The following is a 25551-nucleotide window of genomic DNA, read 5'->3' on the forward strand; positions in this document are numbered from 1 at the left end:
GAATCTGCAGTTTAGTGGAAGGAATTATAGCGCAAACGGCAGAACTTCCGGGGAAGTTCTGCCGTCGCAAGTTAACAACTGCTTAATTAGCGCTAAGCGTGTCCGGGTCGGTCAGCTCCGTTAGGTTGTCGTCTGGGGCGGTAGCTGGCAAGTCGGCCGGAGCACTACCGTTGGGCTCTGCTCCTTCCACCAACGCTGCATCCGCCTCAAGTTCCTCGATTTTCTCTTCGGCCGCTACTTTAGCCACCGACGAAATCTCGTCGCCATTGCTGATTTTCAGCAGCCGCACGCCCTGAGTGGCGCGACCGATACTGCGCAGCTCACTCATCCGCAGGCGAATGGTAATGCCCGACTTGTTGATGATCATCAAATCATCGGTGTCATCCACAGCCTTGATAGACACGAGCTGACCGGTTTTCTCAGTCAGCTTCATGGCCCGCACGCCTTTACCGCCACGGTTGGTGATACGATACTCGTCGAGCGGGCTGCGCTTGCCATAGCCGTTTTCCGACACCACCAGCAGTTCCTGCTCGCTTTCCTTATCCAGGCACACCATGCCCACTACCCGGTCGCCGCCAACCAGGTCGTCGGCCAGCGTGATGCCGCGTACTCCGGCAGCAGTGCGGCCCATCGAACGGACTTTGTGCTCGGGGAAGCGCACGGCCCGGCCCGAACGCAGCGCCAGTACCACCTCATCGTTGCCGTTGAGCAGCTGCACGTCGAGCAGCCGGTCGCCCTCGTTGATGCTGATGGCGTTGATGCCGGCGGTTCGGGGGCGCGAGTACGCTTCGAGCGGGGTCTTTTTCACCGTGCCCTGCTCGGTGCAGAACATCAGGAAGGTGTTGTCGAGGTAATCGGGGTCGCGCAGGCCGCGCACGTTGAGCACCGAGCGGATGCTGTCTTCGCGCGGAATCTCAATCAGGTTCTGAATCGGACGGCCCTTGGTGTTCTTACCGCCTTCGGGCACTTCATACACTTTCAGCCAGAACACCCGGCCGGCCTCGGTGAAGAAGAGCAGGTACTCGTGGGTGGTGGCCACGAACAGGTGCTCGGTGAAGTCGTCCTGTTTGGAAGCGGCCCCGCGGGCTCCTACCCCACCCCGGCCTTGGCTGCGGTACTCGTCCAGCGCCGTGCGCTTGATGTAGCCTTCGCGCGAGATGGTAATCACCATGGCCTCGTCGGCAATCATGTCCTCCATCGAGAAGTCGCCGCCGGCGTACTCGATGTTGGTGCGGCGGGCGTCGCCGTAGCGCTCCTTGATTTCGGCCAGCTCCTGGCGGATGATGTCGCGCTGCATATCCTCGGAGGCCAGCACGGCCTTGAGGTGGTCGATCAGGGCCATCAGCTCGTTGTACTCGGCCACGATTTTGTCGCGCTCCAGGCCCGTAAGGCGCTGCAGACGCAGATCGAGGATGGCGCGGGCCTGCACCTCGCTCAGCGAGAACCGCTCGATGAGCTGCTGGCGGGCCACTTCGCCGTCGCGCGAGCTGCGGATCAGGGCAATGACTTCATCCAAATGGTCAAGCGCAATCAGCAGGCCTTCCAAGATGTGGGCGCGCTTCTGGGCTTCGGCCAGCTCGTAGCGGGTCCGGCGCACCACTACGTCGGCGCGGTGCTCCACGAAGTAATGGATCAGCTCCTTGAGGTTGAGCGTCATCGGGCGACCCTTTACCAGGCACACGTTGTTGACGCCGAACGAGCTTTGCAGCTGGGTGTACTTATAGAGGTTGTTGAGCACCACGGTTGGCATGGCGTCGCGCTTGAGGTCGTACACAATGCGCATACCGTCGCGGTCCGACTCGTCGCGCAGGTCGGCAATGCCCTCAATCTTCTTATCGTTGATGAGCGCGGCCGTCTTCTCGATCATCGAGGCCTTGTTCACCATGTAGGGAATCTCCGTCACGACCACCTGCTCCTTGCCGGTAGCGGTGGTTTCGAAGTGAGCCTTGGCCCGCATCACTACCCGGCCACGGCCGGTTTCGAAGGCCTGTTTCACGCCCTCGTAGCCGTAAATGGTGCCGCCGGTCGGGAAGTCGGGGGCCGTTACGTGCTCCATGAGCTCGGCAATGGTGATATCGGGGTTGGCCAGAAAGGCCACGATACCGTCCACCACTTCCGTCAGGTTATGCGGGGCCATGTTGGTGGCCATGCCCACGGCAATACCGGTGGTGCCATTAACGAGCAGGTTGGGAAACTTGGCCGGCAGCACCGACGGCTCCTCCAGCGAGTCGTCGAAGTTGGGCTGGAAGTCGACCGTATCCTTGTCGAGGTCGCCGAGCAGCTCATCGGCCAGACGCTTGAGGCGGGCCTCGGTGTACCGCATGGCGGCCGGCGAGTCGCCGTCGATGGAGCCGAAGTTGCCCTGGCCATCCACCAGCGGGTAGCGCAGGCTCCACTCCTGGGCCATGCGCACCATGGTGTCGTACACCGAGGAGTCGCCGTGCGGGTGGTACTTACCCAGCACTTCGCCCACGATACGGGCGCTTTTCTTGTAGGATTTATTGTACGAAACGCCCAGATCGGACATGCCGTAGAGCACGCGGCGGTGCACGGGCTTGAGACCGTCGCGCACATCGGGCAGCGCCCGCGAGATGATAACCGACATCGAGTAGTCGATGTAGGCCCCGCGCATCTCATCTTCGATGTTAATCGGAATGATTTTTTCGCCTTCCGCCATAGGGAGCTGATAGTCGGCCGGTAAAATCCCCGGGATAAAAGAGGAGCTTACCGGCCCGTGAAAATGAACTTCATTGAAGCCTGCAAGATACGCAAAAAAGCCCGTTTTATCTAGCCTGAAAGCCTATTCCAACCAGCGCCGGGAGCCCCCTTACCAACCCGGCCGCAATGCCTGTCGGGCCCGGGTTCGAGGCACCATGCGCACCCGCCAATCCGCTTAGTCGTTGATGGTCCGGCTCCGGTCGTTTTTGCGTTTCACCGCATCGGGCTTATACACCTTTATTTTCTCGCCAATGGCCGGGTTCTGCTTTTTCCAGAGCGGCTGTCCGCGGAACTTGGTGCCGTTGTGTAAATGCACCTTACGGGTGTGGCAAGACTCCATGGGACAGGTGCGGCACGACGAAACGGCCAACAGGCAACCCACAGCCAGCAGGCCAATACGGGAGGAAAACGAACGGGGAGTAGTCATTGGCGTAAAGGTACCAAATATGACGAAGCGAAGATGGCGCCCGGCTGCGCTTAACAGGGCCCGGCCGTAGTGAGCACCGCATAAACCTGCTCCAGCGGCTCCAGGCTATCCAGCTCGGCTACTTTCGGTAGCAGCCGGGCGGCCCCGGTGCGGTTCAGCCACACCGGCCGGATGCCCACGGCCTGCGCCCCCACCACATCGGCCACCCAGTTGTCGCCCACCATCACGGTTTCGGCGGGCCGGGCCCGCAGGCGCTGCAGGGCCACGTGGTAGATGGCGGGGTCGGGTTTGAGCACGCCCACGGCCTCCGAGGTGATAAGTGCGTCGACCAGCCCGCTCATACCCAGAAGATCCAGCTTTTCCTCCTGCTCGGTGGTGCGGTTGTTGGTGACTACGCCAATCCCAAAATCGGGCTTGAGCCGCTGCAGCAGCGCCAGCGCCCCGGGCACCGGCTGCCGGAACTGCCGGTAATGGCCGTAGTGCTCCTCGGCCAGCTGCGCCAGGCTGCCGGCCGTCGGGCCCGACTCGTAGGGCGCTAGCAGCTGCCGGAACCGCAGCTCCCGGGCCGTCAGATAATCCAATTCGCCGCGCATCACCCGCGGGTGCATCTCTTCCAGCAGGTCGCTGTAGCGCTGGTAGAGCGCCTCAGCCGGCACACCGCGCAGGCTGGTGCGGCCGGCCGCTGTGGCTGCCAGCGCCGCCCGGGCCGTAGCGGTGTGGTCGTAGAGGGTATCGTCGAGGTCGAAGAGAATGGTCATAGTTTTTAGCTGAGAGCTGTCAGCTGACAGCTCTCAGCCTCTCAGGCTAACGTAGTGATAGAATGAACAGGAGCTAACGGCTCAACAGCTACGACGAAACATCCTCCCCTTCCCACTCGCGCAAAAACTGCTGCAGAAACTGCTCCATATAGGCATGGCGCTCGTCGGCTACCCGGCGGGCGGCGGGCGTGTTCATCCGCTCGCGCAGGTGCAGCAGCTTTTCGTAGAAGTGGTTAACGGTGGGTGCCGTGTTCTGCTTGTAGCTCTCGAACGTATCGTGGCTGACGGGCGGGATGGCGGGGTCGTGCAACTGGCGGTTCTTGTGGCCCCCGTAGGCAAAGGCCCGTGCAATGCCAATGGCCCCAATGGCATCGAGCCGGTCGGCGTCCTGCACCAGCGCCCCTTCTATGGAACTCATGGGCGTGGGTACGCCGCGGCCCTTGAAGCTGATTTCGCGGATGATGGCCTCTACCCTATCCATTACGGCCTCGTCGGCGTGCTGGCTGGTTAACCAGGCGCGGGCGGCGCGGGGGCCGGCTTCTTCGTCGCCGTCGTGGAACTTCCAGTCGGCCACATCGTGTAGCAGCGCCCCCAGCTCGGTCGTCAGCAGGTTGGCTTCGGGGGTTTGAGCGGCCAGGCGGCGGGCCACTTGCCACACCCGACGGATGTGCTCCCAGTCGTGACCCGAGCCCTCGTGCAGGAATTTTTCGCGGATGAAATCGGCTGTGGCCGTAATAAGCCGGAAATCGGCAGCGGAAAGCGACATAAGCAATCAGGATAAGAGAGGGTGCCGACAAAAGTAGGCCCAACCAACGGCCCCAACCAGTGCGCCAACAGGGAATTATTGAACGGTCGCGGAAGTTTACCGTATATTGCCTTCAGATGACGCTTTAAAAATCCGCAAATGACAATGGTTCGCAATACTTCCGTCGCCGATATGGTGGCCCTGATGGGTGGCCCGGCCGTTATTCCGCAGCTTGTGCGCAACGAGATGGACCTGCTGGGTGTGGCCATCAGGGGCCTGTCGGTACAGGCCGTGCGGGCGCTACAGCGCCACCTGGGCTTTTCCAACAAGGAGATGAGCGCCGTGCTGGGCGTCTCGGAAAGCACCCTGACGCGACGCGAGCAGAACCGCAAACCCCTCACGCTCGACGAAAGCGAGAAGGCCATTCAGCTCTCGGCCGTGCTGGCTAAAGGCATGGAGGTGTTCGAGGAGGAGGCCGACCTGCATTTCTGGCTCAACTCCCCTATTCCCGCGCTGGGTGGTCAGAAACCCAAAGACCTGCTCTATTCCGTTATTGGCCGGGGCCAGGTCCACGACATCCTGGGCCGCATCGAGCACGGACATTTTTCTTAAGCTGTTAGCTGACAGCTATTAGCTGTTAGCTTCCGTTCATCGAGTCAGAAATAAGCTAGCCCGAGAAGCTAGCAGCTAATAGCTCTCAGCTAACAGCTTATAAAATGAAGCTTTACCGTTTGGGCAAGGCCCCGTATATATCGGATACTTCGGGGAAGGGCGGGCTGTACTATGGAGGGCGCTGGCATCCGGTGGGGCGGCAGATTCTGTACACGGCCGAGCATTTGTCACTGGCCAAGCTGGAGGTGCTGGCCAACTCGCCGGTGCTGCCGCGGCACTACTTCGCCCTGACGCTCGAAATCCCCGACGACACGCCCTTTCTGGAATACGCCCCGGCCGATTTGCCCGCCAACTGGCAGCAGGTACCCTACCCGGCCGAACTAACCGAGCTGGGCCGGGCTTGGCTGGATGCCGGCTCGCACTGGGTGCTGCGCGTCCCTTCGGCCCACGCCCCGGCCGAGTGGAACTACCTGCTCAACCCGCTGCACCCCGACCACGACCGGCACCTACGTGCACTGAGCATAGAGCCGCACCCCTTTGATGAGCGGCTGAAGTAAGCATGATGGGCGCCCCTTTGCCGAATACCTGATACCATGGTCGCTGCTCTGTTTTTTTACTGCACCCTGTTTGCATATTTTACCCTTTTTATTAGCCATTAATTTTACTTTTCCAACCTTATTACTTGTTATTATACATACTGAACCAGGTGCATATGCTTTTTCATAAATCAGCTGCAGCCTGGCTTTTATTTTATTTTGAGTTGTAGTAAATCCGGAGTGCGGCAAAGGGGCGTAAGTGGGGGCAGATTGTTTCAATTGTCTCTTCTACATTCCCTTTTGTTTCCGATGAAAAAGCAACTTCTTTCCCTCGCTTTCGTGGCCCTGTTGGGCGGCGCTTCTGCTACTACCGCTTCGGCCCAGGCCAAGATGACGCCCAACACCGTAATGGTTGGCGGCATGGCGATGTACCCCAACAAGAACATTGTTGAAAACGCAGTAAACTCCAAAGACCACACCACCCTGGTAGCGGCTGTAACGGCCGCCGGCTTGGTAGAAACCCTGCAGGGCAAAGGTCCCTTCACGGTTTTCGCCCCTACCAACGCCGCTTTCAACGCCCTGCCCGCCGGCACCGTTGAAACCCTGGTAAAGCCTGAGAACAAGGCCACGCTCACCAAAATCCTGACTTACCACGTGGTAGCCGGCAACATGACGGCCGAAAAAATCATGGCTGCCATCAAGGCCGGCAAGGGCACGGCCACGCTTAAAACGGTAAGCGGCGGCACGCTAAAGGCCATGATGAACGGCCCCAAGAACGTGGTACTGCAGGATGAGAAAGGCAACGTATCCAGCATCTCTACCTACGACGTAATGCAGAGCAACGGCGTAATTCACGTAATTGACAAAGTGCTGATGCCCTAACCAGCATAACAATTAAAATAAATAAGCCCGCCCCGATATAAATTATATCGGGGCGGGCTTATTTATTTTAATTGATTGACAAACTAGAATAAGCATCAATTTACAGGAACAGCCAACCGGGTTTCCGGCTGGCCGGTGACTTTTACGAGCCGTCGTGGTTACCCTCTCTCCTACCATCTCCCCGCCGTATGCGCCACTTTACCGCCGCCGACCTCGGCCAGCTCGAAAAGGTTTACCGCCTCAACCTCATCAACGCCATCACGGGCTTCAAGCCGGCCAACCTGCTGGGCACGGCCGATGCGGCCGGGCGCACCAATCTGGCCATCATCAGTTCGGTGGTGCACCTGGGGTCCAACCCGGCGCTGCTGGGGCTCATCATGCGCCCACCCACCGTCGAGCGCCACTCCTACGACAATATCCGGGCAACGGGCTGCTACACGCTCAACCACGTGCATGAGGGCATCATCAAGGCGGCGCACTACACCTCGGCCAATTTCCCGCGGGAGGTTTCGGAGTTTGAGGCCTGCGGCCTGACACCCGCGTACCACGACGATTTTTCGGCACCCTATGTGCAGGAAAGCCGCTTGCAAATCGGGCTGGAGCTGCTGCAGGAAGTTGCTATCGAAGCCAACGGCACGGTACTGCTCATCGGCCGGGTGCAGCACCTGTACCTGCCCGACACGCCCGGCGTGCTCCGCCCCGACGGCTCACTCGACCTAACCGCCGCTGGCACCGTGGCCCTCAGCGGCCTCGACACCTATTACGCAGCCCAACCTGTAGCCCGCTATGGCTACGCCCGACCCAACCAGCATCTGGAAGAGTTGGATATGTAACCCAAGTTGAGGAGTACGCTGTAGGGGCGGAGCTTGTCCCCGCCCGCAGTCAGAAAGAAGCACTGAACAGTTATTTTGAGGCTCCCAACGTCCGGGCTAACGGCGTATTGACGGCGGGCGGGGACAAGCCCCGCCCCTACAGCGTGCTCACCTTGAGTCACCGTTTCAGACTACGCCAAACGCCGCCAACTCTTCCCAGACGCGGTGCACCGGTAGGCCCATTACGTTGAAATAAGAGCCTTCGAGGCGGGTGATGGCCACCATGCCAATCCAGTCCTGGGCGCCGTAGGAGCCCGCTTTATCAAAGGGCTGGTAGTGACGGACGTAATGTTCGATTTCGGCGGTGGAAAGCGCCCGGAAGTGTACCCGGGTTTCATCAGCGAAAACCACCTGGCGGCCGTTGGCAGCCAGCAGACATACGCCGGTGTACACCTCGTGGGCGCGGCCCTGCAGGCGTTGCAGCATGGCTATGGCCTCGGCTTCGTCGGCGGGTTTGTTAAGCACGTCGTCGTCGAGGCAGACAATGGTGTCAGCCGTGAGCACGATTTCGCCGGGAGCCAGATCGGGGGCATAGGCGGCCGCTTTGTGGGCGGCCAGGTACTCGGCAATTTCGGCCCGGCGCAGGTGGTCGGGGAAGCTTTCATCCACCTCCCGCAGGCGGATTTCGTAATCCAGGCCCAGATCGGAAAGCAGCTGGCGGCGGCGCGGCGAGCCGGAGGCCAGCACCAGCCGTGGCTGGTCCGCCATCGGGGCAGTAGTCAACACAGAATCAGGCACGGAAAACATCGGTAAACGGGGCGTTGGTTTCGCGTTCGGCAATGCTGCTGAACAGGAAACCGCCAATGGTTTTGGGAAAGAAAAACGTGGATTTGGCCGGCATTACGGCCCCCGAGTGGCACACGCGCTCCACTTCGGCCATGCTTACCTCGTTGGTGATGAAAGCGGCCCGGGCCTCACCCTTATCTACGCGGGTGAGGCACTCGGGAAAGTTGCGCACGTAGGCCACGCCGGGCCACTGCCGCTGCGCCTCCGAGCCCACAATATCCAGCACTTTTTCGAGCACGAAATAGTGAAGCACCGTTAGGTCGAGGTTTTTGACCTCCGTGGTTGTGGGCCAGCCGAGCTGGGCGTGTACTTCGGGGCGCAGGCGGATTTTGTACACCTCGCCTTCGCCCAGGTACAGCCCAAACGCCCACTGCTTGCCGGCAATCCGCTCAGGCAAATCGTAGGGGTCGTCGAGGGTGAGAACGGTGAAGTACGGCTCCAGGCGGGCCAGCAGATCGGCCGTGCCGGCAATGCCGGGCAGCTCCAGCAGCAGCCGGTGGGTGGGCAGAATCCGTAGGTCGTCGGCGGCCGCGTTGGTGAGGTACATGAGGTGAAAATTCCAGGCCTCGTGACCAGTGTAGGCCTCACCGGCCGCCGCCTGGCGCGCCTGGCGGTAGGCCAGCGAGCCTTCGTAGCGGTGGTGGCCATCGGCCAGAATCACCTCGCGGGCCGCCAGCACGCGCTGGAAATGGCGGATGACGTCGGCATCCTGAATAACGGCCAGTACGTCGCGGGCACCCTGGTAGTCCTCCTCCGTTTCGTAGAGCGGGCTGCGCATGGCCTCATCCAGGTAGGGCTCCAGGTTGAACTCATCGTCGCGGTACAGGCCGTGGGTGGCACTAGACTGAAACTCGGTGCGGGCCAGCAACTCGGCCCGGTCATTCACGGCGGCGGGCAGCGTGCTTTCGTGGCGCAGCACCACGTTCTCGGCCCAGTCGGTGGCCTTAATGTGGCACATAAACCCCTTGCGGCAGTACTCGCGGGGGCTGCCTGGCAGCCGGAAATACTGGTAGTACACGTAAATACCCGGCAGCTCATCCTGCTGCAGCACGCCGGCCTGCTCCCACTCGCGCAGCCGCGCCAGGGCCTGGCCGGCGGGGTCGTCGCCGCGGGGCACCGAGAGGTGGATGCTGTTGAGCGGATTTTGGTAGAGCGCCTCCCGCTGCCGGGGCGACACCACATCGAAGAGCGGCGAAACGAGCCGGTCAATCTGGGTACGTAGTCCGGGCCCGTAGCGCCAGCCCCGGATGGGTTGAATTTCAGCCAAACTTTTGGGTAATTATGAATTTTGAATTTTGAATTGGGCCGGGCCGCCGGGCAGTTCAGCGCCACCAGCAGGCCAGTCAATTCAAAATTCCTAATTCCTACTTATTAATTGCGCGCGCAGCGCGCCTACGGGGCCAGACGGTTCAGGTGCCACTGCCCAGTGGCCGTGCGCTCGTACACAATCCGGTCGTGCAGGCGCGAGGGGCGGCCCTGCCAGAACTCGACGCGGTGGGGCCGCAGCAGGTAGCCGCCCCAGTGCGGCGGGCGCGGCAGCGGCTCCTGGCCGGCGAACTGGGCTTCAATTTCGTGCTCGCGCTGTTCCAGGGCTTCGCGGCTGGCAATGGGCTGGCTCTGGGGCGAGGCCCAGGACCCGATCTGGCTGCTGCGTGGGCGGCTCTGGAAGTATTCGGTCGAGTCGGCATCGGAGGCTTTTTCTACCCGGCCTTCGATGCGTACCTGCCGCTCCAGGCCCGGCCAGAAAAACGTGAGGGCCGCCAGCGGACTACCAGCCAGTTCCCGGCCCTTGCGCGAGTCGTAGTTGGTGAAGAACAGAAAGCCTTCATCCTGGGGCAGGCCCTTGAGCAGCACGATGCGGGCGGCGGGCTGGCCGGCGGCATCCACGGTGGCCAGGTTCATGGCCGTGGGCTCATCGAGGCGGGCGGCCAGGGCCTCATCGAGCCAGGCCCGGAACTGGGCCACCGGCTCGGGCAGCACGTCGGCCTCGGTGAGGGTGCGCTGGGAATAGGTCTGGCGCAAGTCGGCCAGCTGCGGGTCGGTCATTTTAGTAGCTGTAAGCTGAAAGCTATTAGCTGGTAGCCTTTATTCTGACAGCCTCCAACCGGAAGCCAACAGCTAATAGCTTTCAGCTAACAGCCTATCGTAAGGTAAAGGTAGTACAATGCGGCGGGGCCGGAACCTTGCGCCCCCCGCCGGCCGTAAGAACAGTTTTAGCCGCCACTGTTCCCGGCATCTTCCCAAAAAAAGCTAACCGTTATCCGCTAGCAACTAACACCGTAACCCAATGGCCCGACTTCGCCCTGGCAACCTGCTTATTTCCCAGCCCTTTCTGGGCGACCCCAACTTTGAGCGCAGCGTGGTGCTGCTCTGCGGGCACTCCGAAACCGAAGGCTCGTTCGGGCTCGTGCTCAACCGCACGGCCAACCTGCAGCTTTCCGACGTGCTAACGCTGCCCGGCGGGGAGGTGCTGCCCGCAGCGGCCACGCCCCTGGGGGTGGGCGGGCCCGTCGAACCCGATACGCTGCACTTTATCCACCAGCGCGCCGACCTGCCCGAGGCAGTTGCGCTGGGCGGGGGGGTGTACTGGGGTGGCGACTTTGCCCGGCTGCTGGAACTGCTCATCAGAGGTGAGCTGACGCCCGCCGAAGTGCGGCTGTTTATCGGCTATTCGGGCTGGACCAACGGGCAGCTGGCCGACGAGGTGCGCGAGAAAGTATGGATTGTGGAGCCTGATGCTGCCGCGAAAGTGTTTACTTTGACTACCGATGCCTTTTGGCAGGCCATTTTACGCGAAAAAGGAGGCCGCTACCGGATGCTGTCCAACTACCCCACCGACCCGCGCCTGAATTGATTTTGAGCTATTAGCTGACAGCTGTCAGCTTGTTGTTCAGCATCGGCTTCCGCTTTACCCACCTATAGATTTGTCCGTAAACCGCCTCGCCTCATTGCCAATCAAAGCTAACAGCTGATAATAGCTAACCGCTAAATTCACCCACTGTGCCCCGCCCGATGCGGGGAGTTTTTGCCGACCCCTATGCACCCCGACCAACCGACCCCCAACGGCGCTTCCGCCGACGCCAACGCCGAATCGCCCCAGCAGATTCTGGCCCGCCGCCTGGCTGAACTCGCCGCCGACAAGCCCGCAGTGACTGGCCCGGCTTCAGAAGAACTGGACATTACCGAGCAGCCCGCCCAGGGCACCACGCCCCTGCCGGCCAACCAGCCCGCTGGTGCCGGCACGGCCGAACCCTCGGCCGCCGCCACCGAAACGGCGGAAGCCACGCACGCTGCCGCCGACCAGCCCAACACGCCCCCAGCTGCCGACGCGCAGCTGCCAACCAGCGTACCGGTGCCCCCCGCCCCTACTGCCACCGAGCCCCCGGCCGAAATGCCCGAGCCCAACAACGCGCCAAATAACGCGCCCAGCCAGTCAGCCGAAGCCACCAGCGCCGAAGCACCGCACGTTACGCCCGTAGTCGACGTACCGGCCGGCGAAACCGTAGCCGAGGCCCTGGAAGCCACGCCCGGCGTTGGCTCACTGCCCACTTCGTCTGACTCGCCGGCCAGCCCCGGCACTACGACCACGGCCCACCAGCCCGCCGCTCCGGCCTTACCCGACACTGCTACTGCTCAGGGCGATGCGAAGCCCCAGCCAGAAGCACCCAGCGTCGATTTTGATAGCCTCGACCTGGGCGGCCAAGCTGCCCACCTGCGCGGGTTGCTAGGCCAGTCCAACGCCGGCAAGAAGCGCCAGACCATCACCGACCTCTACCGCCGCTACGAAACCGGCCTGAAAGCTGAACGTGCCAACCAGCGGCAGCAGTTTGTGGAAGCCGGCGGTACAGCCGAGGATTTTGCCGCTACCGACCCTGCAGGCTATCAGGAGCTGCAGCAGTCCTACCAGGAGTTCCGCGCCAGTAAGGCGCGCGACGCCAAAGCCGAAGACGAGCAGCGCGGCAAAAACCTGGCCCACAAGCAGGAGCTGCTCACGCAGCTGCGTCAGCTGGTAGAGTCGGCCGAAACGGAAGACAGCTCGGCCCGCATTAAAAGCCTGCAGAACGACTGGAAGAACACCGGTCCGGTACCCCAGACCGACTCGCAGGAACTCTGGAACAGCTACCACGCGCTGCTCGACATCTATTACAACAACCGGGGCCTGTTCTTCGAGATGAAGGAGCTGGACCGCCGTCGCAACCAGGAGGCTAAGGAAGGCCTGATTGTGCGGGCAGAAGCGCTGGCCAGCCAGACCAACATAAACAAGGCCACCCAGGAGCTGCGCCAGCTGCACGAAGAGTGGAAACACATCGGGCCGGTACCCAACGAACAGCGCGAGCCGCTGTGGCAGCGTTTCCTGCAGGCTTCCGAGCTGGTGCACGGCCGTCGGCAGGAAGCCTCCACGGCCCGCAACGCCGAAGAAACTGCCAACCTGGAGCGCAAAACCGCCCTCCTGGCCCAGATTACCCCTTTCGGCGAGTTCGAGACGGAGCGCGTAAACGAGTGGCGCAGCAAAACCGATGAGCTGCAGCAGCTGAAGCAGGCGTGGGATGCCGCTGGCCTGGTGCCCCGCAAACAGGCCGAGCAGGTAAACAAGCAGTTCTGGAGCGCCTACAAGGGTTTCTTCCAGAAGAAAAATCAGTTCTTCAAGGCCCTCGACGAGGAGAAAAGCGCCAATCTGAAGCGCAAGCTCGAAATGTGCGAGCAGGCCGAGGCCGCGCTGCAAAGCCCCGATTGGGAGGCCAGTCGCCAGACCGTTATTCAGCTCCAGAAAGAGTGGAAGCTGGTAGGCCGGGTGCCCGAAAAGCAGTCGGACAAGGTGTGGAAGCGTTTCCGCACTGCCTGCGACGCCTTTTTTGATCGTAAGAAAGAGGAAGGCCGCCAGCGCGAGCAGCAGGTACAGCAACTCAGCGACGACCAGACCGCTCATTTGGCTACTGTTGCTGAAACCATTGCCGGCCTCTCGGCCGAGCAGCCCGGCACGCTGGAGGGCTTCCGCGAGCAGGTAGCCGGCTGGCGGGCCTTCGACGGTGCCACCCGGCCCCAGGCCGAGGAACGGTTCCAGAAACTGATGGCACAGTACCTCACCCAGGTGCCCGAGCTGGCTTATCAGGACCGCACCGACCTGCTCTTCAGCCTGCAGGTAGAACGCCTTAAGGCCTCGCCTGATGCTCAGCAGTTGCTGTATAAGAAAGAGCAGGCTCTGCGCCGGGAAATCAGCGAGTTGGAAAACGACATCTCGACGCTGCAAACCAACCTGGAGTTCTTCGCCCGCTCGAAAAACGCGGCCCAACTCCGCCAAGAGTACCAGGGCCGCGTAGATGAAGCCCAGACCCGCATCGAAAACCTGAAGCGGCAGCTCAAGGCCGTGCGTAGCTAACTTATAGCGCCACTAAATTCAGTTGGAACACCCCGCTGCTTAGGCTGCGGGGTGTTTTTATTTTTCGGGCAGTTAGCTAGTTAGTGTACCAGCGAAGGAAAATTTGCCTGATTACTTGGCAGGCTCATGTTCAAGACCTACTTTTGTGCCACTTCCCCGCCTCCTTAGCTCAGCTGGTAGAGCAACTGACTTGTAATCAGTAGGTCGTTGGTTCGATCCCGACAGGAGGCTCACGTATTTAATCCCGGAACGCCCGGAAAGTCGCTCATCTGGCAACAGAAGCGGTTTTCCGGGCGTTTTCGCGTTCGGGGGAAATGGCACTCCTGGGCGCGAAACTTTCACTTAACGGCGGAAGCGACGCTATTCGTTTGTGATGACTCAATTCGGACGAGACTGACCCGGCACCCAGGGATATACAGGCCCATGCTCTTTCATTAACCTACCATGCTATCCAACCACAAGGTACCTTGCGCGGATAACGGGCAGTTTACTGCACGCTACCACTCTAAAGTGCCTTATTCAGCTGCTGGTTGATACCTTATGCCCGACGGAACCCTGCTCATTATCGACGACGAAGCGCCGCTGCGCCAGGCCATTGCCCGGATGCTGGAGCTGGAGGGCTACACCGTGCGGCAGGCTCCCGACGCCCGGCGGGGCCTCGAAGACCTAGCCCAGCACGCCGACGAGGTGCTGGTAGTACTGAGCGACGTGAAGCTGCCCGACGGCTACGGTCTCGACCTGCTACCCCGCTACCGGGCCAAGGCTCCGTTGGCCGAAATCATTCTACTGACGGCCTATGGCACCATTCCCGACAGTGTGCGGGCTATGAAGGAAGGTGCGTTTGACTACCTGACCAAAGGCGACTCGGATGACCAGCTGGTAGTAGTGGTGGACCGGGCGGTGGAGAAGGCGCGGCTGCGGCGGCGGGTGGCCGAACTGGAGCAGCAGGTGGGCGCCCAGCACACGTTTGAGAGCATGATTGGCTCGTCGGTGGCGCTGGTGGAGGCCCAACGGTTGGCCCGCCGCGCCGCGCCTACTGGCAGCACCGTGTTGCTCGAAGGGCCTACCGGAGCCGGCAAGGAGCTGTTTGCCCAGGCCATCCACCAAGCCAGCCCCCAATGTGGCAAGCCCTTCGTGGCCGTCAACTGCTCAGCCTTCCCCAAAGATTTGCTTGAATCGGAGCTGTTTGGCTACAAGAAGGGCGCATTTACGGGCGCGCTGGCCGATAAGAAGGGGTTGCTGGAAGCCGCTAATGGCGGCACGCTGTTCCTAGACGAAATCGGGGAGTTGGAGCTGAGCGTGCAGGCCAAGTTCCTCAGGGTGCTCGAAACCCAGCAGTTCACCAAGCTCGGCGACACTCGGCCTACCACCGTGGACGTGCGGCTGGTGGCCGCCACCAACCGCAACCTGCAGCAGGAAGCAGCTGCCGGTCAGTTCCGGACCGATTTGTACTACCGGCTGGCCGTGTTTACGGTGCCGGTGCCGGGCCTCAACGAGCGGCGCGCCGACGTGCCCATTCTGGCCGATTACTTCCTCAAGTTCTTCGCCGCCAAGCTAGGCAGCCCACTGCGGAGCCTGGAGCCCGAGGCCCTGGAGCAGCTGCGCCGCCACGACTGGCGCGGCAACGTGCGCGAATTGCGCAACGTGCTGGAACGCGCCGTTATCCTGGCCGACGGCGACCGGCTGACCACCGACGATTTGCCCGCCGAGTTCCACCACTTCCAGCCCGACCCTGCCACCCCCGCCGACGCCAACGACCGCACCCTGCGCACGATGGAAAAGCAGCAGATTGCCCGGGTGTTGACCGAAACCGGCGGTAACAAGATGGAAGCTGCCCGGCAGCTGGGCATCGGCACCAAAACGCTCTACCGCAAGCTTCAGGAGTACGGGCTTTAGTCCGTCGGCATCCCAGCAGGCCTACCGGGCGTCCCAGACCTTCAGCCCAGGGGCTCGCACGCTACCCCAAACCGAGTTATTCTGACCTCCGCATCGGGTCAGGATGACTCGGTTTTTTACGTTCTGGCTCAGCCCACAAAGCAGGACAATAATAATCGAGCCTGACTACCAGCATAATAGCGCCGGACGAGATGCGGCAGCGAAAAACGGGGCCGGAATTGGCAAGCAGGCCGGCACACCAAGCAATCAACCCCGCTTATGTCCGCTGCCCTGCTGATTCCGCTGCTGACGGCCACTGGCCTTGCCGGCTTCTGGCTCTTCTACAAATCGGTCGACTTCTTCGACCACATCTAATGTCGCTCCAAGCCATGATGATTGCCTTACTCCTGCTCGGGCTTGCCACGTTCGGCTACCTCTGCTATGTGCTGCTTCGCCCAGAGAAATTCTAATTCAGTTGTCAGTTTTTAGTTGTCAGTTGATAGGCAATTCTCTCATCAACTGACAACTAAAAACTGACAACTAGCAACTCACAACTACCCTATGTTCTCTGAACTTCTTGGCATTGCCATCATTTTTGGCGCGACGGTGCTGCTGGCTATTCCGCTGGGCCTCTACCTGGCCACCGTGTACCGCGGCGACAAGAGCTGGTCCGATTTCCTGGCGCCGCTGGAGCGGCTGTTGTTTCGCGCCGGTGGCATCGATGCCCGCCGGGGCATGAGCTGGCAGCAGCACCTGATGGCCCTGCTCACCATCAACTTGGTGTGGTTCCTATTTGCCATGCTCATCCTGTGTACCCAAGGCGTGCTGCCGCTCAACCCCGACGCCAACCCCTCCATGTCGCCCGATTTGGCGTTTAATACGGCCATTTCGTTTCTGGTGAACTGTAATTTGCAGCATTACTCGGGCGAGTCGGGTCTGTCGTACCTCTCGCAGGTGGTAGTCATTATGTTCCTGCAGTTCGTGTCGGCCGCTACCGGTATGGCCGCTTGTGTAGTCGTGTTCAACGCGCTCAAGGAAGGCACCAACGAGAAGCTGGGCAACTTCTACGACTACTTCGTGAAGAGCCTCACGCGGGTGCTGCTGCCTATTGCGCTGCTCGTGGCGCTGGTGCTGGTGTTCCAGGGCACGCCCATGACGTTTGCCGGCAAGCAGCCCCTCATCACGCTGCAGGGCGACACTACGGCCGTGAGCCGCGGCCCGGTTGCCGCCATGGTGGCCATCAAGGAGCTGGGCACCAACGGCGGCGGCTTCTTCGGCGCCAACTCGGCCCACCCGCTCGAAAACCCGACCTACCTCACCAACATGGTGGAGAACTTCGCCCTGGTCCTGATTCCGATTGCCATGGTGTTCGCCCTGGGCTTCTACCTGAAGCGCCGCCGGCTTTCCTACATGGTGTTCGGCGTGATGACGGCCGGTTTCCTGCTGCTGCTGGCCCCCACCGTTTACTACGAGATGCAGGGCAACCCCGCCATTGCCCAAATGGGCACCGACATGCAGCTGGGCGCGATGGAAGGCAAGGAAATTCGTCTGGGCGCGGCCGCTTCAGCCTATTGGGGCATTACCAACACCATTATTTCGTGCGGCTCGGTGAACTCGATGCACGACTCGCACATGCCGATTTCGGGCATGAGTGAGATGCTGGGCATGATGACCAACGCCTTCTACGGCGGCGTGGGCGTGGGCTTTCTCAACTTCTTCGTGTTCGTCATCATTGCCGTGTTCATCTCGGGGCTGATGGTGGGCCGCACGCCCGAGCTGCTGGGCAAGAAGATTGAGGCCCGCGAAATGAAAATCGCCATTATCGTGGCCCTGCTGCACCCACTGATGATTCTGGGCGGCACGGCCATGGCGGCGCATCTATACGTGAGCAACCCCACCGAATACGCGGGCTGGCTGGCCAACCCCGGCTACCACGGCTTCTCCGAAATGCTCTACGAGTACACCTCGGCCGCCGCCAACAACGGCTCGGGCTTCGAGGGCCTCGGCGACAACACGCCCTTCTGGAACATCAGCACGGGTGTGGTACTGCTACTGAGCCGCTTTCTGCCCGTCATCGGCCCGGTAGCCATTGCCGGCCTGCTGGCCCGCAAAAAGTACACCCCCGAAAGCGCCGGCACCCTGCGCGTCGACACGGCCACGTTCGGCCTGATGGTCTTCTTCGTCATCTGGATTATTGCCGCCCTGGCCTTCTTTCCGGCCCTGGCCCTGGGCCCCCTGGCCGAGCATTTCAGTCTGTATTAGTAGTGAGTATTGGGTATTGAGTAGTGAACATTTCAGGGGTAACTATCAAGCAGTCAATTAGCAATGTACACCCCTTTCACTACCTGGTAAATGCTACTCACAATCATGAAAAACTATCATCTCACTACTCAATACTGAGTACTCATGTCTAATAACAATTCTCTCTTCCAACCCGCGCTGGTGTCGGAGGCCGTAAAGCAGGCTTTCGTGAAGCTCGACCCGCGGGTGATGGTGCGCAACCCGGTGATGTTTACCGTAGAGCTGGGCACCGCCGTGATGCTGCTCGTGACGCTGGGCCTGCTCGTGCAGCCCGACCCGACCCAGGGCAGCTTCGGCTACAATTTCACCGTGTTTCTGGTGCTGCTGCTCACGCTGCTGTTCGCCAACTTCGCCGAGGCCATTGCCGAGGCGCGGGGCAAGGCCCAGGCCGGAAGCCTGCGCAAAACCCGCGAAGAAACCCCCGCCCGCCTCGTGGATGAGCGCGGCGCCGAAAGCGTGGTTTCCTCGTCGCAGCTGCGCAAGGGCCAGTTTTTCCTGGTCGAAGCCGGCGAAATCATCCCCACCGACGGCGAAATCGTGGAGGGCCTGGCCACCATCGACGAGTCGGCCATTACCGGCGAGTCGGCCCCGGTGATTCGGGAGGCCGGCGGCGACAAATCGAGCGTGACGGGCGGCACTAAGGTGCTTTCCGACCGCATTAAGGTGGTGGTGACCACCGAGCCGGGCGAGTCGTTTCTCGACAAGATGATTGCGCTGGTGGAAGGGGCCTCGCGGCAGAAAACGCCCAACGAAATTGCCCTCACCATTCTGCTGGCCGGCTTTACGCTGGTGTTTATCATCGTCTGCCTCACGCTGCAGCCCTTTGCGGCCTACGCCAACACGCCCATTGCCGTGGCCTCGTTCATTGCCCTGTTTGTGTGCCTGATTCCGACCACCATTGGCGGGCTGCTCTCGGCCATCGGTATTGCCGGCATGGACCGCGCGCTGCGGGCCAACGTCATCACCAAGAGCGGAAAAGCTGTAGAAACGGCCGGCGACATTGATGTGCTGCTGCTGGACAAAACCGGCACCATTACCATCGGCAACCGCAAAGCCACCCACTTCTGGCACGCCCCCGGCGTGGCCGCGCAGCACCTGGCGGTGATGTCGACTATTGCTTCGCTGACCGATGAAACACCCGAAGGCAAGAGCATTGTGGAGCTGGCCCAAACCCAGCAAGTTGATGCGCTGAAGCTGCAAAGCCACCTGAAGGGGGCCGAGCTAATTAAATTTACGGCCGAAACGCGCTCCTCCGGCATAACGCTGGCCGACGGTACCCGCATCCGCAAAGGGGCCGCCGACGCTATCCGGCAACTGACCGAGCGGGCTGGCAAGCTGTATCCGGCCGAAGTGGTGGAGCGGGTACAGCTGGTGGCCAGCAACGGCGGCACGCCGCTGGTTGTCAGCCAGAACGATGAAGTGCTGGGCGTGGTCGAGTTGCAGGACATCATCAAGCCCGGCATTCAGGAGCGGTTTGAGCGCCTGCGTCGCATGGGCATCAAAACGGTGATGGTGACCGGCGACAACCCGCTCACGGCCCGGTTCATTGCCTCAGCAGCCGGCGTCGACGACTTCATTGCCGAGGCCAAGCCCGAGGACAAGATGCAGTACATCCGGGCCGAGCAGCAGCAGGGCAAGCTGGTAGCCATGATGGGCGACGGCACCAACGACGCGCCCGCCCTGGCCCAGGCCGACGTGGGCGTGGCCATGAACAGCGGCACCCAAGCCGCCAAGGAAGCCGGCAACATGGTCGACCTCGACAACGACCCCACCAAACTCATCGAAGTGGTCGAAATCGGCAAGCAGCTGCTCATGACCCGCGGCACGCTCACCACTTTCAGCATCGCCAACGACGTGGCCAAGTACTTCGCCATCGTGCCGGCGCTGTTCATGGTAGGCATTCCGGCCCTGGGCGCGCTCAACGTGATGGGGCTGCACTCGCCCCAGTCGGCCATCCTGAGCGCCGTGATTTTCAACGCCCTGCTGATTCCGGCGCTGGTGCCGCTGGCGTTGCGCGGCGTGGCCTACCAACCGGTGGGGGCCTCGGCGCTGCTGCGTCGCAATCTGCTCATCTACGGCCTTGGCGGCGTGGTCGCGCCCTTCGTCGGCATCAAGCTGATTGACCTGGTAGTGGGGCTGTTTGTGTAGCCTTTTTCGAGCTGTTACCTGCCAGCTTGCTACTACGTCAGGCCAACAGCAGCAACCAAGCCGTTCCGACCAACCCAGCAGGTCATTCTGACCCGGTTGCGGCAGCCCAGACCAACCAACCGAACGGCCCGAACACAACTTTTTGGCTGGTTATGAGGATTTTGCTGCCAGCAGTGAGCCTCCACCAGCAAACCGGGCCGGAATTGGCAAATAGTTAACGCATCAGTCATTGAGCCACTCTGTGGCCTTAAGTCACTCCTTATTAGAAACCATGAAAAATAACTTTGCTTCCGCTTTTCGTCTGACGCTGGCCCTGCTGGTGCTGTGCTGCGGCGTGTACCCGGCCCTGGTGTGGGGCGCGGCCCTGCTGGCTCCCGGCCAGGGCCAGGGCGTGCAGGTGTCGCACAAGGGCCGCCTAGTCGGCTTCGAGAACGTGGGCCAGAAATTCGACTGGCCCGAGTACTTCAACTCCCGCCCCTCGGCCGTAGGCTACGCCGCCGACGGCTCGGGCGGCTCGAACAAAGGCCCCAGCAACCCCGAGTATCTGGCCGAGGTAAACACCCACGTGGCCGCCTTCCGGCAGCAAAACCCCAGCGTGAAGCCGGGCCAGGTGCCAGTGGAGATGGTCACGGCCAGCGGCTCGGGCCTCGACCCGCACCTCTCGCCCGCCGGGGCGTATGCCCAGGTGGAGCGCGTGGCCCGGCTGCGGGGCCTGCCCGCCGAACGGGTGAGGGCCTTGGTAGACGCCCGCGTGCAGCAGCCCATCTTCGTATTGCTCGGCCCTTCCAAGGTAAACGTGCTCCAGCTTAATCTGGCGCTGGATTCCCTCTCTGGAAGATAGCCCGTTGTAGAGACGGGCTTAGCTATCCTTCGGTTGTCCCTACCCACCATTTGCACCGGTTTAACCTTTCTGTTCAATGGCGGGCGGGGACAAGCCCCGCCCCTACAACGTGCTATTGTTGCAATTGGCCGCTGAACGCTCAACTTACCTCATCAATGAAAAAACTTCTTACGCTGAGCCTGGCCTTATTGGCCGCCGGCGGGGTTTCGGCCCAGACAACCACGACGACAGCCGCTACTGATGCGGTAGCGGCGCCCAATCCGCTCACCTTATATGGTTTCGTAGACGGCTATTACGGCTACGATTTCAAGCACAACGACACCCAAAGCCGCCCCGGCTTTCTTTACTCGCACAACCGCCAGAACGAGTTTACCATCAACCAGGGCGTAGTAGGCTTGCGCTACGATAACGGGCGGGTGCGCGGGGCCATCGGGCTGCACGCCGGCTCCTACGTATCGGCCAACTACGCGGCCGAGGACCAGGTATTCAAGCACATTTACGAAGGCTACGCCGGCTTCCGGCCGTTCGAAAAAGCCTGGCTCGATGTGGGTATTTTCGGCTCGCACATCGGGTTTGAATCGGCCCTGAGCAAGGACAACTGGACGTTGACCCGCTCGCTGATGGCCGAAAACTCGCCCTACTATGAGGCCGGCGCCCGCTTCACCTACGAGGTGGCCCCGCAGCTCACCCTGACTGCCCTGGCGCTCAACGGCTGGCAAAACCTGCGCGACAACAACCAGGGCAAGGCCCTGGGCACCCAGTTGCAGTGGCGTCCCACCGATAAGCTGCTCATCAATAGCAGTACATTTTATGGCAATGAGCAGCCCCAGGACTCGGTGCGCCGCCGCCGCTACTTCCACAATTTCTACGTGAGTTACGCCGCCACCGACCGCCTGAGCCTGGCAGTCGTGTTCGATGTGGGCAAGCAGGAGAATGAGCAACGCGGCACCAAAGCCGATACCTGGCACACAGGGGCCGCTTTCGTACGCTACAAACTCGCCGAAAAGTGGTCGGCCACGGCCCGCGCCGAGTACTACAGCGCCGACCGCGGCGTCATCATCCGCTCTTTCTCCCCGTTGCCTGCCGACGCCGACTTTCAGGTGAAGGCCGCTTCGCTCAACCTCGATTACGCTCCCACCGCCAACGTGGTGTTCCGGGTGGAGGGCCGGGTGATGGACGCCAAACGGCCCGTTTTCGAGCAGCGCAACAACCGCACCTCCGACAGCTACGGCAACCTGACGAGCAGCATCGCCCTTTCTTTCTGAGCTATTAGCTGATAGCTGTTAGCCGTTAGCTTTCGTTCAGGGAGCAGTTAGCCTACCAGGAAACGCTGATAGGTTATGTATCAGTCATTTGCCAGCATAGTATAGGAGGTTGGCTGAACATTCTATCGTCCCTAAAAAAGCTAACAGCCAATAGCTGTCAGCTAACAGCTTAAACCACATGGATGAGCGCGACGAATCGGCCGAGCGGTTTTTGCGGCTGGTGCAGCAGCGGCGGCGCGGGCGGCTGAAGGTGTACCTGGGGCTGGCCGCCGGGGTGGGCAAAACCTACCGGCTGCTGCAGGAAGCCCATGAGCTGCGCCGCCAGGGCGTGAACGTGGTACTGGGCTACGTGGAAACCCACGGCCGTCCCGAAACCGTGGCCCAGGTGCGCGACCTGCCCGAAGTGCCCCGCAAAACACTGTTCTACAAGGGCCGGGCGCTGGAAGAAATGGACCTCGACGCCATCATCCAGCGCCGGCCGGCCGTGGTGGTAGTCGATGAGCTGGCCCACTCCAACGTGCCCGGCTCCAAGAACGAGAAGCGCTGGCAGGACGTGGAAGACTTGCTGAGAGCGGGTATTTCGGTGCTCACGGCCCTCAACGTGCAGCACCTGGAAAGCCTGCACGACCAGGTCCTTAAGATAACCGGCACCGACGTAACCGAGCGCGTGCCCGACCAGGTGCTGCGCGACGCCGACGAGGTGGTGAACGTGGATTTAACCGTGGGTGAGCTGCGCGGCCGGCTGGAAGAAGGCAAAATCTACGACCCGGCCAAGGTGCCGGTGGCGCTCAACCACTTCTTCCGGGCCGATAACCTGCTGCAGCTGCGGCGGCTGGCGGTGCGCGAAGTGGCCCAGCTACTGGGCCAGCAAGTGGAAACCGAAGCCGGCGGGGCCGCCCCCGTGCCCGCCCCGCGCCGCAACGCCGACCGGCTGCTGGCCTGCATCAACACCAACGAGCCGGCCGCCCGCGAAATCATCCGCAAAGCCTCGCGCCTGGCCCAGCAGCTGGGCATGTCCACCTGGTACGTGCTCTATGTGCAAACCCGCCGCGAAGCCGCCGACCGCATCAACCTGGCCGCTCAGCGCCACTTATTGCGCAATTTGCAGCTGGCCACCGAGCTGGGTGGCCAGATTCTGCGCGTGAAAAGCGACGACGTGGTGACGGCCGTCATCACGGTGGCCCGCGAAAAAGAAGCCACGCTGCTGATGTGCGGTATCACGAGCGAAAAAACCGTCTGGCAGCGTCTGAGCCACCGCGGCATCACCCAGGACCTGATTCGCGCTGTGGCGCAGCTGGAGCAGGACGTGGATATGTTTCTGGTGACCTACTGAGGGTGAGAAGTGAGAAAAAAGAACGGTCATGCTGAGCGAAGCCGGAGGCGAAGTCGAAGCATCTCTACCGCTTCGTTGAGTTGGCAATCATACGACAAGTTTACTATTGCAGTAGAGATGCTTCGACAAGCTCAGCATGACACCGGCTTTATTTGTCCGCTACCCAAAACCAGCCAATACCCAAAGCCCCCAACACCCCGCCAACATGACCTTTAAAACCAAAATAACGCTGGGGTTTTTGGCGCTGCTGACGCTGCTGCTGGCGCTGGGCGGCTACGCTTTCTACACCGTGCGGCAACTCGACCAGAGTGCCAAAAGCATCCTGAAAGACAACTTCTACAGCGTACAGCTGGGCCAGCAGATGCTACGCGCCCTCGACGGGCTGGAGCAGCGCCCCGACGATGCCGCCGAGCTGGCCCGCTTCCGCGAAAGCCTCACCCGCGAGGCCGGCAACATCACGGAGACCGGCGAACAGGAAGTGGTGGACAGCCTAACGGCCAGTCTGGCCCGTTATGAGCGGCTGACCGATGCCGCCGGTGCGGGCGGGCGCGGGGCCGTAGTGCGCCAGTTGCGCGGGCAAACCCACCGCATGGTGCAAATCAACATGACCACCCTGCAGGCCAACAACGACCGGGCCACTGCCACCGCCACCCAGGCCGGCTACTACCTGCTGGGCGTTATCGGGCTGAGCGTGCTGACGGCCCTCACCTTTGTGGTGCGGGTGCCGGCCGCCGCCGTGGCCCCGCTGCAGCGGCTGGCCGTCAGCATTGAGCACGCCACAAATCAGGATTTTTCGGCTACCATTCCGGTAGAAAGTTCGGATGAGTTTGGGCAGGTAGCCCAGGCATTCAACCGGCTGCTGGGGCAGCTCAATGAGTACCGCAGCTCGACTATTGCCCAGCTGGTTACCGAGCGCAACCGGGCCGCCAGCATCGTCAACGGCCTCGATGAGGGCCTGCTGCTGCTCGACCAGCACCGCATTATTCTGCTGGCCAACCCCGTGGCCTGCGAGCTACTGGGTTTGCAGGCCAGCCAGCTGGTGGGCCGGCCCGCCGCCGAAGTGGCCCTGGAAAACGACCTGGTGCGCACTATGCTGCAGCCCCTGGAGCAGGCGGGCGGCAGCGGCGGCGAGCTGCCGCTGCTGCACATCACCCAACAGGGCGAGGAAGCCTACTTCCAGCTCGATGTGCAGGATTTGCTCTCCTTCAATGAGGCGCTGAACCAGAAGGAGTTTGCGGGCCAGATGCTGACGCTGCGCAACGTGTCGGACTTCAAGCGGCTCGATCAGGTGAAGTCGAATTTCCTGGCCACCGTGTCGCACGAGCTGAAAACGCCGCTTTCCAGCATGAACATCAACCTGCGGCTGTTGCAGGATGAGCGGCTGCCGGCCGAGGAGCGCCAGCGCATCACGGCCAGTATCCGGCAGGAAACCCAGCGCCTACAGCGCATGGTGGGCGAGCTGCTCGACGTGTCGCGCCTCGACGCGGGAGCGGGCATCCAACTCGACCTGCGGCCCACCAACCTGGCCGATGTGGTACGCTACGCCACGACTACCGTGCAGGCGCAGCTAACCGACAAGCGCATTGCGCTTGATGTGCAGCTGCCCTCCAACCTGCCCTTCGTTCGCGCCGATGTGGAGAAGACCACCTGGGTGCTCATCAACCTGCTGGCCAACGCCATCCGCTACTCGCCGCCGGGCGAAGCCATGACGGTACGGGCCGAAACGCTGGGCCAGAAGGTGCAGGTAAGCGTGCAGGACCACGGCCCGGGCATTGCCATCGAGCACCACGAGCGCATCTTCCAGCGCTTCGCCCAGCTGCCCGACCCCAGCGGCTACCGGGGCGGCTCGGGCCTGGGCCTGAGCATTGCCCGCGAGTTTATTGCCACCCAGGGAGGGCGGCTGTGGGTGGAAAGCGAGCTGGGCACGGGCAGCACGTTTCGCTTCACGCTGCCAGCCAGTAATTCGAGCCAGTAATTCGAGCCAGTAACTAAGGCTGCGTTAAGGCAGGGAGTAGTAGCGCGAACTTGGTAGTTCGCGCTACTACTCCCTGCGCCCTTCACCATGCTCACCGTGC

Annotated in this window: 21 protein-coding genes and 1 tRNA gene; 15 read left to right on the forward strand and 7 right to left on the reverse strand. The window is 61.6% G+C overall.

Translation table 11 applies throughout. From position 1 onward, the window contains the following. Positions 1–82: 82 nt before the first annotated feature. The 4 genes from gyrA to J7E24_RS14745 form a co-directional block, all read right to left on the reverse strand. On the reverse strand, positions 83–2677 hold the full coding sequence (gene gyrA / locus J7E24_RS14730; RefSeq protein WP_215138888.1) for a DNA gyrase subunit A: 2595 nt from the start codon (positions 2675–2677) through the stop codon (positions 83–85). A 216-nt stretch (positions 2678–2893) separates the two neighbouring features. Further along, positions 2894–3145 (reverse strand): hypothetical protein, encoded by a 252-nt coding sequence (locus tag J7E24_RS14735; protein ID WP_215138889.1) that lies wholly within the window; start codon positions 3143–3145, stop codon positions 2894–2896. 50 nt (positions 3146–3195) lie between these two features. Next, positions 3196–3903 (reverse strand): HAD family hydrolase, encoded by a 708-nt coding sequence (locus tag J7E24_RS14740; protein ID WP_215138890.1) that lies wholly within the window; start codon positions 3901–3903, stop codon positions 3196–3198. A gap of 88 nt (positions 3904–3991) precedes the next feature. After that, entirely contained in the window at positions 3992–4669 is a 678-nt protein-coding gene (locus J7E24_RS14745) for an HD domain-containing protein (RefSeq protein WP_215138891.1), read from the reverse strand. 144 nt (positions 4670–4813) lie between these two features. Here J7E24_RS14745 and J7E24_RS14750 point away from each other — a divergent pair, with 144 nt between their 5' ends. The 4 genes from J7E24_RS14750 to J7E24_RS14765 all read left to right on the forward strand — a co-directional run bounded on the left by J7E24_RS14750 (position 4814) and on the right by J7E24_RS14765 (position 7511). Further along, positions 4814–5260, forward strand: a complete 447-nt coding sequence (locus J7E24_RS14750; RefSeq protein WP_251047212.1) for an antitoxin Xre-like helix-turn-helix domain-containing protein — start codon at positions 4814–4816, stop codon at positions 5258–5260. A 104-nt stretch (positions 5261–5364) separates the two neighbouring features. Further along, positions 5365–5817 (forward strand): RES family NAD+ phosphorylase, encoded by a 453-nt coding sequence (locus J7E24_RS14755; protein ID WP_215138893.1) that lies wholly within the window; start codon positions 5365–5367, stop codon positions 5815–5817. Between the two features lie 288 nt (positions 5818–6105). Further along, entirely contained in the window at positions 6106–6678 is a 573-nt protein-coding gene (locus J7E24_RS14760; protein ID WP_215138894.1) for a fasciclin domain-containing protein, read from the forward strand. Positions 6679–6866: 188 nt separating this feature from the next. Further along, entirely contained in the window at positions 6867–7511 is a 645-nt protein-coding gene (locus J7E24_RS14765) for a flavin reductase family protein (RefSeq protein ID WP_215138895.1), read from the forward strand. Positions 7512–7676: 165 nt separating this feature from the next. Here the strand turns inward: J7E24_RS14765 and J7E24_RS14770 are convergent, their stop codons facing one another. The 3 genes from J7E24_RS14770 to pdxH form a co-directional block, all read right to left on the reverse strand. Then, positions 7677–8288 carry a Maf family nucleotide pyrophosphatase gene (locus J7E24_RS14770; RefSeq protein WP_410779735.1) on the reverse strand — a complete coding sequence of 204 codons (612 nt, stop codon included), beginning with the start codon at positions 8286–8288 and terminating at the stop codon, positions 7677–7679. After that, positions 8281–9603, reverse strand: coding sequence for a DUF1015 domain-containing protein (locus J7E24_RS14775; RefSeq protein WP_215138896.1), 1323 nt, complete (start codon positions 9601–9603; stop codon positions 8281–8283). The genes J7E24_RS14770 and J7E24_RS14775 overlap by 8 nt, the downstream gene beginning before the upstream one ends. A gap of 125 nt (positions 9604–9728) precedes the next feature. Continuing rightward, the gene (gene pdxH / locus J7E24_RS14780) at positions 9729–10382 is read right to left on the reverse strand and encodes a pyridoxamine 5'-phosphate oxidase (RefSeq protein ID WP_215138897.1); all 654 of its coding nucleotides are present in this window, start codon (positions 10380–10382) and stop codon (positions 9729–9731) included. Between the two features lie 241 nt (positions 10383–10623). Between pdxH and J7E24_RS14785 the strand changes: the two genes are divergently transcribed. From J7E24_RS14785 to J7E24_RS14835, 11 genes are all read left to right on the forward strand, one after another. Beyond that, positions 10624–11190 carry a YqgE/AlgH family protein gene (locus J7E24_RS14785; RefSeq protein WP_215138898.1) on the forward strand — a complete coding sequence of 189 codons (567 nt, stop codon included), beginning with the start codon at positions 10624–10626 and terminating at the stop codon, positions 11188–11190. Positions 11191–11373: 183 nt separating this feature from the next. Next, a complete protein-coding gene (locus J7E24_RS14790) occupies positions 11374–13713 on the forward strand; it encodes a DUF349 domain-containing protein (protein WP_215138899.1) in 2340 nt (779 codons plus the stop codon). A gap of 158 nt (positions 13714–13871) precedes the next feature. After that, a tRNA-Thr gene (locus J7E24_RS14795) sits at positions 13872–13944 on the forward strand. Between the two features lie 309 nt (positions 13945–14253). Further along, positions 14254–15609 (forward strand): sigma-54-dependent transcriptional regulator, encoded by a 1356-nt coding sequence (locus J7E24_RS14800; protein WP_215138900.1) that lies wholly within the window; start codon positions 14254–14256, stop codon positions 15607–15609. 371 nt (positions 15610–15980) lie between these two features. Next, positions 15981–16058 (forward strand): K(+)-transporting ATPase subunit F, encoded by a 78-nt coding sequence (gene kdpF, locus J7E24_RS18025; protein ID WP_410779737.1) that lies wholly within the window; start codon positions 15981–15983, stop codon positions 16056–16058. Between the two features lie 91 nt (positions 16059–16149). After that, complete coding sequence (kdpA, locus tag J7E24_RS14810; RefSeq protein ID WP_215138902.1) at positions 16150–17850, forward strand: potassium-transporting ATPase subunit KdpA; 1701 nt, start codon at positions 16150–16152, stop codon at positions 17848–17850. Between the two features lie 144 nt (positions 17851–17994). Beyond that, positions 17995–20037, forward strand: coding sequence for a potassium-transporting ATPase subunit KdpB (gene kdpB, locus J7E24_RS14815; protein ID WP_215138903.1), 2043 nt, complete (start codon positions 17995–17997; stop codon positions 20035–20037). A 271-nt stretch (positions 20038–20308) separates the two neighbouring features. Beyond that, positions 20309–20878 carry a potassium-transporting ATPase subunit KdpC gene (kdpC, locus tag J7E24_RS14820; RefSeq protein ID WP_215138904.1) on the forward strand — a complete coding sequence of 190 codons (570 nt, stop codon included), beginning with the start codon at positions 20309–20311 and terminating at the stop codon, positions 20876–20878. Between the two features lie 155 nt (positions 20879–21033). After that, positions 21034–22143 (forward strand): porin, encoded by a 1110-nt coding sequence (locus J7E24_RS14825; protein WP_215138905.1) that lies wholly within the window; start codon positions 21034–21036, stop codon positions 22141–22143. A gap of 178 nt (positions 22144–22321) precedes the next feature. Continuing rightward, a complete protein-coding gene (locus tag J7E24_RS14830; protein ID WP_215138906.1) occupies positions 22322–23476 on the forward strand; it encodes a sensor protein KdpD in 1155 nt (384 codons plus the stop codon). Between the two features lie 205 nt (positions 23477–23681). Beyond that, the gene (locus J7E24_RS14835) at positions 23682–25451 is read left to right on the forward strand and encodes an ATP-binding protein (RefSeq protein ID WP_215138907.1); all 1770 of its coding nucleotides are present in this window, start codon (positions 23682–23684) and stop codon (positions 25449–25451) included. Positions 25452–25551: the final 100 nt, after the last annotated feature.

Origin of the sequence: Hymenobacter sp. ISL-91, assembly GCF_018613725.1 — a bacterium.
Taxonomy (GTDB): domain Bacteria; phylum Bacteroidota; class Bacteroidia; order Cytophagales; family Hymenobacteraceae; genus Hymenobacter.